This is a genomic window from Flavobacterium arsenatis (assembly GCF_031456785.1).
GTDB classification, from domain to species: Bacteria; Bacteroidota; Bacteroidia; order Flavobacteriales; family Flavobacteriaceae; genus Flavobacterium; species Flavobacterium arsenatis.
Genome location: NZ_JAVDVI010000001.1, coordinates 567,035 through 581,534, shown reverse-complemented (window position 1 = coordinate 581,534; position 14,500 = coordinate 567,035). Strand labels below are relative to the sequence as shown.

At 35.8% G+C, this 14,500-nt stretch carries 9 protein-coding genes; 6 read left to right on the top strand and 3 right to left on the bottom strand.

Annotated features, from left to right (window positions below; translation table 11 throughout):
- Positions 1-20: 20 nt before the first annotated feature.
- The 3 genes from J2X31_RS02535 to J2X31_RS02525 are packed head-to-tail and all read right to left on the bottom strand — an operon-like array spanning position 21 to position 5,721.
- Positions 21-1,184: a SusE domain-containing protein gene (locus tag J2X31_RS02535; protein ID WP_310024146.1), complete on the bottom strand. Its 1,164-nt coding sequence runs from the start codon at positions 1,182-1,184 to the stop codon at positions 21-23.
- 21 nt (positions 1,185-1,205) lie between these two features.
- Complete coding sequence (locus J2X31_RS02530; protein WP_310024145.1) at positions 1,206-2,720, bottom strand: RagB/SusD family nutrient uptake outer membrane protein; 1,515 nt, start codon at positions 2,718-2,720, stop codon at positions 1,206-1,208.
- Between the two features lie 10 nt (positions 2,721-2,730).
- Complete coding sequence (locus tag J2X31_RS02525) at positions 2,731-5,721, bottom strand: SusC/RagA family TonB-linked outer membrane protein (RefSeq protein WP_310024144.1); 2,991 nt, start codon at positions 5,719-5,721, stop codon at positions 2,731-2,733.
- 236 nt (positions 5,722-5,957) lie between these two features.
- Between J2X31_RS02525 and J2X31_RS02520 the strand changes: the two genes are divergently transcribed.
- From J2X31_RS02520 to J2X31_RS02495, 6 genes are all read left to right on the top strand, one after another.
- A complete protein-coding gene (locus J2X31_RS02520) occupies positions 5,958-6,983 on the top strand; it encodes a LacI family DNA-binding transcriptional regulator (RefSeq protein ID WP_310024142.1) in 1,026 nt (341 codons plus the stop codon).
- 210 nt (positions 6,984-7,193) lie between these two features.
- Positions 7,194-8,711 carry an MFS transporter gene (locus J2X31_RS02515; protein WP_310024140.1) on the top strand — a complete coding sequence of 506 codons (1,518 nt, stop codon included), beginning with the start codon at positions 7,194-7,196 and terminating at the stop codon, positions 8,709-8,711.
- Positions 8,704-9,357 (top strand): beta-phosphoglucomutase, encoded by a 654-nt coding sequence (gene pgmB / locus J2X31_RS02510; RefSeq protein ID WP_310024137.1) that lies wholly within the window; start codon positions 8,704-8,706, stop codon positions 9,355-9,357. Before J2X31_RS02515 ends, pgmB begins: the two co-directional genes overlap by 8 nt.
- An 82-nt stretch (positions 9,358-9,439) precedes the next feature.
- Positions 9,440-11,743, top strand: a complete 2,304-nt coding sequence (gene mdxK, locus J2X31_RS02505; RefSeq protein WP_310024136.1) for a maltose phosphorylase MdxK — start codon at positions 9,440-9,442, stop codon at positions 11,741-11,743.
- Between the two features lie 106 nt (positions 11,744-11,849).
- Entirely contained in the window at positions 11,850-12,251 is a 402-nt protein-coding gene (locus J2X31_RS02500; protein WP_310024134.1) for a GxxExxY protein, read from the top strand.
- A 103-nt stretch (positions 12,252-12,354) separates the two neighbouring features.
- Positions 12,355-14,187, top strand: a complete 1,833-nt coding sequence (locus J2X31_RS02495; protein WP_310024133.1) for a glycoside hydrolase family 13 protein — start codon at positions 12,355-12,357, stop codon at positions 14,185-14,187.
- The last annotated feature ends 313 nt before the right edge of the window (positions 14,188-14,500 follow it).

The following is a 14,500-nucleotide window of genomic DNA, read 5'->3' as shown; positions in this document are numbered from 1 at the left end:
CGACCTTTGTGGTTAATATATTATAGTCCTCCTACAACTGCTGTACCATCAAAGTTGATAGTCAGTTCTAGGTTGTAAGTGCCTCCAGCAATTGGGAAGTTTCCAGCTGCTGGATTGTAAGTAACGTTTGGATCACTAACACCTACATTAAATTTCCAAGCATCATTATAAATGAAGTTACCAGTGTTTGCAGATCTGAATTTTAATTCACCAGCTGCCAGTGAAGCTGTGATTGAATATTTATTCGTTGCAAAATCATAAGTCATAGAAGTTTCATTGTCCCATCCACCAGCAGTTGCAGAACCGATAATACCCCAATCCATTTTTACAGCTTTGTAAGTAAGTGCATCAATGTCAACTTGTACATAATATAATCCTGGACCATCAGTGCCAGATACTTTAATATCTCCACTACCTCCAGAGTTTTCAAGGTTTCCATCTTGAGCACCACCAATTGTACCATAATTTCCATCATCCCAAGAACCTTGTTTACCAATGAATTTAAATCCTTCGTCGGCTCCAACTTTTACATAAGCTTCAAAAACTAAAGCCCCACCACTACCGATATATCTCATTGGCATAGCTGTTGTGTTATCCCAGCCTCCAAGCCCATAGTGGGATTGAGGAGCTCCTACTAAATATAAAACAGGAGTTTCTGCAACGATAAATTCGTAAGGAGTTACATTAATTGTAATTGGTTCTGAATAGATAGTGGCTTGAGAAACTCCAGCTACCGCAATTATTCTCACATCTATAGGATTAGCTTCTCCAAAATTTAGAGCATTACTTCCGTTTGTAACAAGTAGGTTGTTTAACCTGTTCATTGCACTATTCAAATCACCGAAAGTAAAAGTTCTTGACAAATCAGTCACTCCAGATGTAAATAGACGGGCTGAATCAACAAAATTAGAACCTGCTGGAGCTAATTGAATGTAATATTGGATTTCACCATTGTAGTCTGAATCTGCAGCTGACCATGAAAACATTCCAGCCTCCATAGTTTCATTACCCACAATATCATCAATTGTTTCAACAACAACATAATCCATTGTTGCAGGTATTTCTAACATAGGAGCAACAGTCATTTGTTCGCTTCCTAAAACATTGATATCTGGATCTTCATCACTACAAGATGTTATTGTAAATGCTAGTAATCCAACTAATAAGAAAGTTAATTTTTTCATTTTCTTTATATTTTTATATTTTTAATATCCTTGGTTATTTGGTAATAGATTTTGATTTGCGTTTATAGCAAATTGAGGAATTGGGAATAATTTTTTGTTTGGGTCAGTGTTGGTTTTCTCCCACCATTGGTTTTGGAATTTTCCAAAACGAATTAAATCTTGGCGTCTGTGTCCTTCCCACATCATTTCCCTTCCTCTTTCAGCAAGAATGTCGTCCAGGTTATATCCTCCAGTAATTGGAGCATTAGCTCTTCCTTTAATTTCATTAACCAAAGCATCGCCAGCACCAGGACCACCCAGCCTTACTTGTGCTTCAGCTTTCATCAACATAAAATCGGCAAGTCTAAAGATTGGAAAATCTGTACTCAAATTTTCTCTAGCTCCAACAGGAATTTCCCATTTCACTACTCTAACTCCAGACATTCTGATTTGTTGTTTGTTGAAAACATTCGCAGGCATTAATAAAGCTGGAATGTTAGGTGTCAAAACTACATTTGCTCCATCGGCATCGGCATCTGTTAAGGCTACTCCATTGATGTCAAATTGTTGACCTTCTAATAATGCATATCTACGAGCATCATTAGCTGTAAAAGTATTGTAATGGTCTTCTAATGTTGCAAAGCCATTCCAAGGCTGAATACCCATTCCAAAAGTGAGTTGATTTTGATAGTTTAAAGTTCTCATGTGCAAGTTGAAACCAGTAAATGTATCTTCATCGTAAGGAACTGTGTAGATGTTTTCTTTTGTAGCAGCATTATTCGATAAAAACGGTGTTCTCGGATTAGCTTCTAATGCATAGCCAAAAGACATTACCATATCACATGCATCTATTGTTTCTTGCCACATTGGAGTTCCAGTGTAAACTTCTGCATTAAGATATAATTTTGCTAATAATGCATAAGCAGTACCTTTATTGATAGAACTCGAAGAAGCACCCGGTGTTGGATTGGGTAAGAACTCAATATTGTCCTTTATGTCCTGAACGATTGCATTGAAAACTTCTGCTCTAGGAGTTCTTGAAGGAAATTCATCTGCTCCAGTAAAAGTTCTTGGAAAAGCTACTGCACCAAAATTATCAATTGCCAAATAGTAAAAGTACGCTCTTGCAACAATTGTTTGAGATAGTACTCTTTGAACGGCAGGATCTTCATCAGCTCCCAATTGAAGTAATTCGATAGCTCTATTTGCACGAGGCATTGTTTCATAGACAAAGCGATACATTTGTTCCACAGCTTCAGTAGTTGTTCCCCAACTGTGTTGATGTAATGCCCTCCATTTACCACCATCATCCCAATCTCCGCCTCTAGTTGGAGCTGTGGCTTCATCGCTTGTGATTTCCTGTAGGAACCACCATCCGCCCCAATCGGCATGGCCTTGTGTTCTTGCAAATACAGGATTTGCCACACGAATAGCCTGCTCTTGATTTTCCGGATATTGATCAGCCAATAGATAATCACTATTGTCTGTTTCTAAATCGGTACAGGCAAAAGCGAAAAAGCTTAAACCCAATAGCCCTAATTTGTTTTTTAATTTCATAACTTTTTTATTAAAATGCAATGTTTAAACCAAATGTAAATGTTCTAGTTTTTGGATAGATGTTGTACTTGTCTGTTCCAAAAAAGATTTCATTACTTCCATTTCCTCCAGAAAAATTAATTTCCGGATCAATTCCTCCATAATTTGTAAGTGTGAAAACATTATTTACCGAAGCATATAATCTTAATTTACTTATACCTTTTGCAAAGGAAGGATTGTTAAAGCTGTATCCTAAATTAATATTGTCTAGACGGATGAAACTTCCATCTTCAATGTAATAATCCATTGTTTGATATACACCCCCAACAGTTCCATTAAGTAATACAGCTTCATTGTTTACGTTTCTTGATCCTAAATAATCAGGATTTCCAAAAACCATGTTAGTTGCGTTGTAAATATCATGTCCAACTACAGCTCTGAACGACATACTCATATCCCAATTTTTAAAGGTAAAATAATTACTCCAACCCGCTTCAAAATCAGGTAAAGCATTACCGATTACCTTTTTATGATCGTCAGATTGACCAACATCGTCTAAATAATGTAATTCTCCGTCATTTCCTCTTATTAACCATTTTCCGTCAGCAACTCCTGCATATTCAAAACCAAAGAATGTTCCCAATTCGTATCCTACTTGCATTCTTTGTGTTGATACTCCAACTAATCCAGGACCAGAAATAAAGTCCACATCTATAAAGTCATAGTCATAAGTTCCATTCCCTAACGCATCAACTGATTGCTTGTTTGTTGAGTAAACCAAAGTAGTATTCCATGTGAAATTTTTACTTTCTACTAGATTGATATTCAAAGTAGCTTCAATACCTTCATTTTTAATCTTTCCTCCATTTATATATGTTGTGTTAGAAAAGTTTGTTTCAATTGGAATATTATTGTTAGCAATTAGCAATTGATCCAATGTTTTCTTGTAGTATTCCACGGAACCATTTACTTTGTTTTTAAACAATCCAAAATCTAAACCTAAATTTATCTCTTGGTTTTCATCCCATTTCAAATCTGGATTAGGATTGTTGTAATAGCCTAAATTAACGATAGGGTTTCCAGTATCAGGATCAATACCAGTTCCAACATATCCAACACGGAAATCTTGAACTCCAGCAGGAATGTTACTGTTGCCCGAAATACCCCAAGTGGCTCTAAATTTCAAAAGATTTAGACTTTCTAAGTTATCTGCTATAAAACTTTCATTGGCAACGTTCCAAGCAGCTTGAACAGATGGGAAATAACCCCATTGGTTGTTTCTTCCAAATACAGAAGATCCATCTCTTCTGATCATACCTGTTAAATAATATTTTGAATCATAATCATACATAGCTCTTGCAAACATACCAATATCCTTTCTTTCGCCTTTATTAGAATCAATATCACCCAATAATACATCTTCGAAATTCTGCAAGTCATCTGATCCTAATTGATTAGAAATTGGGTTTCTTCCTTGTGCACTAAACCCATCCCAATTTGTTCCTCTAAAAGAATAACCACCTAATAATGTAAGGTTGTGAGATTCTCCAAATGTTTTCTTGTAAGTTAAGGTAGCTTCTAACATACTTTGTTCCCAATTATTATAAGCTCTTCTTCCAAATCCTCTTCTTAATTCTGTCGAAAGAGTTTGTCCAGAATATATTGTGGCATAAGTTGGTTCAAAATAAGTTGATTCGTCATCATTTCTTAAATAGGTTAAAGCAACTTTAGCATTCAAACCTTTTGCTAATTCATAGTCCAAGCTCAAATTTCCAGTATATCTCTTAGCATCTCTATTGTTTTCAATTTGTTGTAAAGAAGCCATTGGATTGTAATAGTTGAATACACTATTTGTCTCAAAAAGAGTTCCATCTGCATTGTAAACAGGATCTGTTGGAACTCTTTGGAAAGATTGAAACAAAACATCATTCTGCCCATTTCCACCATAATTCACATAAGTATTTCCTTCTATAGTTCCTGAAATTCCCATATCAATTACTAATTTGTCATTAAATGATTTTTGAGTAACATTTAATCTACCAATTGTTCTAGTTTTTCCAGAACCTGATATTACACCTTCAAAATCAGTATGAGCTATAGAAGCTCTATAATTGCTTGAATCATTTCCTCCAGAAATAGCAAATTGATGGTTGGTGGTAATCCCGCTTCTGTAAATCTGATCTTGCCAATCCGTATTTCCACCATTATCTGTAAACGCTACACCTTTATCTGCAATAGCACTTCTATATTGACTTGCAGAAAGTAGATTTAATTTGTTTGCTACTTCATCTATAGCTACATACGTATTGTATTCGATAGTGGTTTTTCCATCTTTACCTCTTTTTGTAGTGATGAAAATTACACCGTTTGCTCCATCTGCACCATAAATTGCGGTTGAAGCGGCATCTTTCAAAATATCATAAGATACAATGTCTTCAGGTGCTATAGCAGTAATATCTACACCTCTGACACCATCAACAACATAAAGAGGACCTCCGCCAGCTGCAAATCCAGCAGCTCCACGAATTCTAACATTGAATCCTGCATTTGGATCACCACCTTGTTTGGTGATAGTTACCCCAGCAGCTTTACCCTGCAATCCTTGAATTGGATCTACTAAAGTACCTTGATTCAAATTTTCGGCAGAAACTTTTGAAACAGCTCCGGTGTTGTCTTTCTTCCTCACAGATCCATATCCAATTACCACAACTTCATCCAATTCAGAAGAATCTTCTTCTAATGAAACCGCGATTTCAGATTGAGAATCATAAACGATGGAATAATCTTTAAATCCAACATAAGAAAAAACGATTTTATCGCCTTTTTTTACATTTGATAATTTAAATTTACCATCAAAATCTGTTGCAGAACCGTTTTGGGTTCCTTCAACACTTACATTTACTCCAGGAAGTGGTAGTCCGGAAGATTTTTCCGATACCGTTCCGCTTAATGTGCTTTGTGCTAGTACACTAAACGGGAGTAGTAGTAATAAAAGTAACAACTTTTTATAAATTGTTTTCATACATTTTGTTTAGGTTAAAAATTGAGTTTTGTTAGTTAAAAACGCCTATAAATCTACTTCGAATGTTAAATTTATGTAAATATTTGGAACTAAAAAATCGTTTTCGCGAAACAGCCTACCGAAAACGTTTTCGTGTTGAAAACTTTAATGAAAATGTAGATTTTCAGGCATTTAAATCAGATTAATAAAAAATAAATTTATCTTTATTCAGAAAACACCATTTAACGAAAATTAGAATGAGAAGAAAAGTAACTTTAAAGCAAATTGCAAAGGAATTGGATGTGTCCATTTCAACGGTTTCAAAATCGTTAAGAGACAGTCCGGAAATCAGTGAAGATACACGTCAAAAAGTGCAGGCTTTTGCCAAATTATACAATTATAAACCCAACTTAATTGCATTAAGCTTAAAGAATAAAAAAACCAAGACCATTGGAATTATTATTCCCGAAATTGTGCACCATTTTTTCGCAACCGTAATCAGCGGAATTGAGCATGTGGCCAATGAACACGGCTATAATGTTATTGTAACTTTATCGGATGAATCCTTTGATAAAGAAGTGATCAATATGGAGATGCTTGCCAACGGAACCATCGACGGTTTCATCATGTCCTTGTCTAAAGAAACCCAGCATAAAAAGGATTTCCATCATATAACGGAAGTTATCAATCAAGGAATGCCCGTTGTCATGTTTGATCGCGTGACGAACGATGTTTTGTGCGATAAAGTAATTATTGACGACAATTTAGCTGCCTTCGATGCGGTTCAAGCCTTGATAGACAAAGGTTTCAAGAGAATCGCCTTGATTACAACTGTAGATTATGTGAGTGTCGGGAAACTTCGAACCGATGGTTATATAAAAGCATTAAAAACCAATGACATCAAGGTTGATCAGGATTTGATTCTAAAAATTGAAGACATAGACAATTGTTCGGATCAAATTGAAAGCTTAATTTCAAATAATGAAATTGATGCTGTTTTTGCCGTAAACGAACTTTTTGCAGTAACCGCCATCAAAGCGGCAAAAGGTATCGGAATAAAAGTCCCTGAAGATTTAGCCATAATTGGTTTTACCGACGGAATTATCTCCAAATATTCGTCTCCAAGTATTACAACTGTAAGCCAGAACGGAATCAAAATGGGAGGGAAGGCTGCAAAAATGTTGATAGAACGATTAGAATCCGAAGAGGAGGAAGAAGAACATTACAAAACGGAAGTCATCGAAACGCATCTTGTGATCAGAGAATCTACGCCAACGTTGTAGTTTTTTATAATTACCTAGCATACAAATATTTAAATTTATTATTTTTTGAATGTTTGAAATGTTAAAGTGCAAAAAATCTGAAATCTGAAATCTAAAATCTAAAATCTTTTATATATTTACAGCAATTATCAAAGCTTATAATTTTACTTCGAAAACAAAATAAAGTTTTGATAAGCAATATCGCTTATCGTAAATCAATTCATTACGATAATGGAAAAGCGTAAATTAAGTTTCTGGGAAATTTGGAACATGAGTTTCGGTTTCTTGGGAATACAGTTTGGTTTTGCTCTGCAGAATGCAAATACTTCCCGAATATTCGAAACCTTAGGGGCAAAAGTCGATGAAATTCCAATTTTATGGATTGCAGCTCCGGTTACAGGTTTAGTTATTCAACCAATTATTGGTTATTTCAGCGACAGAACGTGGACAAGATTAGGAAGAAGAAGGCCTTATTTTTTAATAGGTGCAATTCTTTCCTCAATTGCATTGTTCATAATGCCAAATTCACCAACTCTTTGGATTGCCGCTGGAACCCTTTGGATTATGGATGCCTCCATCAACGTTTCGATGGAACCTTTCAGGGCTTTCGTGGGCGATAATTTGCCAACAAAACAACGAACGCTTGGTTTTGCGATGCAAAGTTTCTTTATTGGAACGGGTGCTGTTGTAGGTTCACTTCTTCCTTATTTATTTACCAATCTTTTTGGCGTTAGCAATACTGCCGCACCTGGAATTATTCCTGATTCTGTAAAATGGTCTTTTTACATCGGTGGAGTAGTTTTTTTACTAGCCGTTTTATGGACCGTTTTTAAATCGAAAGAATATTCTCCCGAAGAACTTCATGCATTTGAACAACAAGAAAAAGAAGCGTTGGGAAAAGTAGAAGTAGAGGATTTTGAAACCAAGAAAAATATCAACAAGCAAATTGGTTTGGGTTTTTTTATGACTTTTATTGGAGCACTTGTTTCTTTATATATTTATGAAGAAAACCTAACCAAGGAACTTTACATCCTCTTTATCGGTTTAATCGTCATCGGAATCCTATTTATTTCGAGTGCTGTAATGCGAAACAAAAAAGTCAAAAATGGTTTTACCATTATCATGACAGATTTGCTTAACATGCCAACAACGATGAAAAAGCTTGCATTGGTTCAATTTTTTTCTTGGTTTGCCTTGTTTTCAATGTGGATTTATACGACTCAAGCCGTTACAGGACATGTTTTTGGAACCACCGATACTACTTCAAAATTGTATAACGATGCAGCCGATTGGGTTTCGGTTTTATTCACTGTTTATAACGGTGTTGCGGCAGCTGTAGCATTTTTACTTCCTGTTGTTGCTAAAAAAGTCGGAATCAGAATGACACATTTATTAGCATTAATTGCTGGAGGAATAGGTTTAATTTCAATTTATTTTATCGGAGATAAAGGTGTTTTGTTACTTCCAATGATTGGAGTCGGAATCGCTTGGGCAAGTATTTTATCAATGCCTTATGCGATGCTTTCAGGATCACTTCCGGCAGCAAAAATGGGTTACTATATGGGTGTTTTTAATTTCTTCGTAGTAATTCCACAGATTGTAGCTGCAACAATTTTAGGGTTTATAGTAAAACAATTTTTTGATGATGAACCTATTTACGCCTTAATTATTGGTGGATTCTCAATGATAATCGCTGGATTACTTACTTTACGCGTTAACGAAAGAACAAAAATTACAATTAATGAATAAAAAAGCATTCATATTCGACCTTGACGGAGTTATTGTAGACACCGCAAAATACCATTATCTGGCGTGGCAGAAAATCGCCAACCAGCTCGGAATCGAATTTACCCCAGAACACAACGAAGAATTAAAAGGTGTCAGCCGTGTTCGATCGCTTGATATCATACTTGAATTAGGAAAAATTGAAGCCGATCAAGAACACAAAGACAAATGGCTGGTTCAAAAAAATGAAGATTATCTGTCGTATTTAGTAGATATGGACGAAAGCGAAATTTTAAGCGGTGTTGTTCCTGTTTTAAAATTTTTAAAAGAAAACAATCAGTTGATTGCTCTAGGTTCTGCTAGTAAGAATGCACGGCCAATTTTAGAAAAAACGGGAATCATCAGCTATTTCGATGCGATTGTGGACGGAAACGATGTTACAAATGCAAAACCTGATCCTGAAGTTTTTTTAAGAGCAGCTCAGCTTTTAAATGTTGCTCCAGAAAACGCCATTGTTTTTGAAGATTCTGTAGCAGGAGTTCAAGCGGCAAACATTGCCAGTATGACAAGCGTCGGAATTGGAGAAGTAAAAGTTTTGCACGAAGCAAAATTTATCTTTCCTGATTTCACACATATTGAAGAACAATTCATCGAATCATTAATCAAATAAATCACTGTTAAAGGTTTAAAGCTTAAGGTTTCAAGTTATGCAACCTTCCACTTTAAACATTAAACTTTAAACAAAAAACACAATGAATCAAGACTATATCATACCAAATAATTGGTCCGTCATAGAAGAAGGATTTGATGCCGAAAGAGTAAAATCGTCCGAAAGCTTGTTCAGCATCGGAAACGGAGCCATGGGACAACGTGCCAATTTTGAAGAAAATTATTCAGGCGAAACCTTTCAAGGAAGCTACATCGCCGGAATTTATTATCCTGATAAAACAAAAGTAGGCTGGTGGAAAAATGGCTATCCGGAATATTTTGCAAAAGTTCTAAATGCTCCAAATTGGATTGGAATTGAAATTGAAATCAATGGAGAAAATTTTGATTTGGCCAAATGCAAATCGGTTTCCAATTTCAAGCGTGAGTTGAACATGAAAGAAGGTGTTTATTACCGATCTTTTGAAGCTGTTTTGCAAAACGGAATTGAAATTTCAGCTAAAATTACCCGTTTTCTTTCGTTGGATAATGACGAATTAGGTGTTATTAATTATGAAATCACACCTTTAAATGCAGATGCAAACATGGTTTTTAAACCATATGTTGATGCTGGTGTTCATAATGAAGATGCCAACTGGGAAGAAAAATTCTGGGAACCACTTGATGTAAAATATTCAGAAAATGAGGCTTTTGTTACGACAAGAACATTCAAGACACATTTTACGGCAACGACTTTTATGCAAAATGCGATTTTGTTGAATGGAGTTGCAGAAAAGCAAAATCCATCAGAAGTTCAGATGACTTCAGATAAAATTCAGTTTTCTTATGAAACAAGGGTGGGAATTACAGAAACAGTTTCCTTTCAAAAATTTGGAGGTTACACGGTTTCTTTAAATCATGAAAATACCCAAACTGCTGCTCAAAACGTAATTGCCGAAGGTTTGAAAATAGGTTATACAACTCTATTGGAAAATCAAAAACAAGCTTGGTCGAAAATCTGGGAAATGTCAGACATTACCATCGATGGCGACGTGAAAGCGCAACAAGGAATTCGTTTCAATATCTTTCAATTAAACCAGACTTATTTGGGCAAAGATTCTCGCTTGAATATTGGTCCAAAAGGTTTCACAGGAGAAAAATATGGCGGTTCTACTTATTGGGATACCGAAGCCTATTGCATTCCGTTTTATATGGCGACAAAAGACCAGCAAGTTGCGAGAAATTTGTTGACTTACAGATACAATCATCTTGAAAAAGCTATAGAAAACGCCGGTAAATTAGGTTTTACAAATGGTGCTGCTTTGTATCCGATGGTGACGATGAACGGTGAAGAATGCCACAACGAATGGGAGATTACCTTTGAGGAAATCCACAGAAATGGTGCGATTGCTTTCGCGATTTTCAACTATTTCAGATTCACCGGCGATTACAGCTACATTCCAGAAAAAGGTTTGGAAGTCTTAATCGGGATTGCCCGTTTTTGGCACCAAAGAGCGACTTATTCTACCAATAAAGACCAATTTGTAATTCTTGGCGTTACAGGTCCGAACGAATATGAAAACAATGTAAACAACAATTTCTACACAAATTATTTGGCGAAATGGTGTATCGATTACACTTTAGAGCAAATTGAAAAAGTAGAAAAAGAATATGCTTCCGACCATTCAAGAATCATGTCTGAAGTCAATTTGGACAAAGGCGAATTGGCACAATGGAAGAAAGTGGCCGACAAAATGTACCTTCCTTTTTCAGAAGAACACGATGTTTATTTGCAACAGGACGGCTTCTTGGACAAGGAATTGGTGAAAGTGCATGATTTGGATAAAAGCCAACGACCAATCAACCAAAAATGGTCGTGGGACAGAATTCTTCGTTCGCCCTACATCAAGCAGGCTGATGTTTTACAAGGATTTTATTTCTTCGAAGATCATTTTTCAAAAGAACAATTGGAGAAACATTTTGATTTCTACGAACCCTTTACTGTTCACGAATCATCGCTTTCGCCTTGTGTTCACTCGATTCAAGCTTCGGTTTTGGGCAGAATGGAACAGGCCTACACCTTCTATTTGAGAACTTCCCGATTGGATTTGGACGATTACAACAAAGAAGTTGAAGAAGGTCTGCACATTACCTCGATGGCGGGAACTTGGATGAGTATTGTGGAAGGTTTTGGTGGAATGCGTGTCAAAGATGATGCCTTGCATTTCGAACCAAGAATCCCAGAACAATGGACGGGTTATTCGTTTAAAATCAATTTTAGAAATCAAATTCTGCAAGTTTCGGTAAAAGCAAATGAAACCCATTTTAATCTGGAAGGCACGAAAGAGCTTACTGTTTTTGTGAACGGAAAAGCTGTTTTGGTCGAGCCGAATACTTTGGTTACAGTTTAAGAAAATTCAACATTATACACCAAAATTAAACCATTAAGGGATTAAGAAAAATTAAGGCAATACTTAATGAAACTTAATTTCTTAATGGTTCAAAACAAGAAAAATTATGACCCAAAAAGAAGTAACGCAATTGTCGTATGAAATAACGGGATTAGCAATTCGAGTTCATAAAATTTTAGGTCCGGGTCTTTTAGAGAGTGTTTACGAACGCTGTTTAAAGTATGAATTAGAATCTAATGGCTACGATGTAAAACAACAATTGATTGTGAAAGTAAATTATGAAGATATTGAATTTGAAACCGATATGAAAATTGATTTACTTGTTAACGATTGCGTAGTTGTAGAATTGAAAACGGTAGAAAATATTTTACCAATTCACGAAGCACAACTATTGACTTATATGAAATTGCTCAGAAAACCGCAAGGTCTTTTAATTAATTTCAATACAACAAATATTACCAAATCAATGAAGCCTTTTGTCAATGAATATTTTTCACGGCTGTATTAAAATTTAAACCATTAAGGTATTAAGAAAAGTTAAGACAGAGCTTAATGAAACTTAATCTCTTAATGGTTCAAAAATTCTTTAAAATGGTTCAAAAACAACAACAATGAAAAAAACAATCCTACTTTTATTTCTATCCCTTTCAGCTTTCGCCCAAATCGATAAAGTAGAACCCCCTTTCTGGTATGCTGGAATGCATAATCCTGAACTACAAATCATGTTCTACGGAAAAAATATCGCACAATATGAAGCATCGGTTTCCAATAATGTCGTGATAAAAAACGTAGTCAAAACCGAAAATCCTAACTACATTTTCATTACCATCGACACGAAAAATCTCCCTGCTTCTGATTTTGTTTTCTCTTTCAAGAACAAAAACAAGGTAGCGTTTACAAAGAATTATTCCCTAAAACAAAGACGTGCCAATTCCGCAGAACGTAAAAGTTACGACTCATCGGATATGATGTACTTGATTATGCCCGACCGTTTTGCAAATGGGAATCCAAACAACGACAGCAACTCCGCTACAACCGAAAAAGCCAACAGAAGTTTACCTGGAGGTCGTCATGGTGGAGATATCGAAGGAATTATTAAAAACCTAGATTATCTTTCTGAACTTGGCGTTACGGCACTTTGGAGCACACCACTTTGTGAGGACAACGACAAGGGTTATTCCTATCATGGTTACGGACAATCGGATGTTTATAAGATTGACCCACGTTACGGAACCAACGAAGAATATTTGAAACTTTCATCTGAACTGAAAAAACGAGGAATGAAATTAATCAAAGATTATGTAACCAATCATTGGGGTGCCGAACATTGGATGTATAAAGATTTACCAACGTATGATTGGGTACACCAATTTCCAGGATATTCACAATCCAATTACCGAATGACGACTCAATTCGACCCGAACGCTTCTGCAATCGATGCTAAAAATTGCATGGACGGTTGGTTCGTTCCGTCAATGCCTGATTTGAATCAATCGAATCCATTGGTGTTGAATTACATCACTCAAAACGCAATCTGGTGGATCGAATATGCAGATTTGGATGGTTTCAGAGTCGATACTTATTCGTATAACGACAAAGTTGGAATCGCAAAATGGACAAAAGCGATCACGGATGAATATCCACATTTCAACATCGTTGGAGAAGTTTGGATGCACGACCAAGCCCAAATGTCCTACTGGCAAAAAGACAGCAAAATCGCTGAAATCCAAAGTTATAATTCCTATTGTCCGAGTGTGATGGATTTCACTTTGCACGATGCTTTCGGAAATGTTTTCAACGAAGACAAAGACGGTTGGAACGACGGGATGATTAAGGTGTACGATAATTTCACGAACGATTTCCTTTATCCAAATGTCAACAATCTTCTAATTTTTGCAGAAAACCACGACACAGGACGTTTCAACCAAAACTATAAAAACGACATCAAGAAATATACGATGGCAATGACTTTGTTGGCTACTGTTCGTGGAATTCCGCAGTTGTATTATGGTTCAGAAATCGGAATGGCGGGTGACAAAGGAAAAGGCGATGCCGATATCCGTCAGGATTTTCCTGGAGGCTGGGAAGGCGACAAAAATAATGCTTTCACAAAATTGGGTAGAACCGAAGAGCAGAATAAATTCTTTGATGTGACGTCAAAATTATTCCAATGGAGAAAAAATAAATCGGTCGTTCACTTCGGGAAGATGATGCATTACATTCCGCAAGAAAATGTTTATGTCTATTTCAGATACGACGAAAAAGAAACCGTGATGGTCGTGATGAACAATTCTGCGGAAGCGAAAACCATCAAAACCAATCGTTTTCAGGAAAGCATCAAAAATTTCAAATTAGGAAAAGATGTACTTTCAGGAAAAACCGTTGAGGTTTCAAATGAAATTTCTTTGGAGGGAAAATCGGTTTTAGTTTTGGAATTGAACTAGAAAAACATTTGAACCATTAAGAAATTAAGAAAAGTTAAGATTGAACTTAATGAAACTTAATACCTTAATGGTGTAAAAATAAAAAGCACAAATCTTCCCGGTTTGTGCTTTTTATTTTGCCGTTTTTTGTCATTCCGACGAAGGAGGAATCTCTTTGAAATAAGCAAATTGTTTTTTTTTGAAACAAAACAAAAGGTATTCTTTAATCCATGTTCCTGCCTTTCCTTCCAAATCTTTTATTTTTTTAAAGAAAAAAAATAAAAGGATTTTCCCTCCAGTCAGGGTTAGAAAAACAATCTTCAGGCTTCTTTTA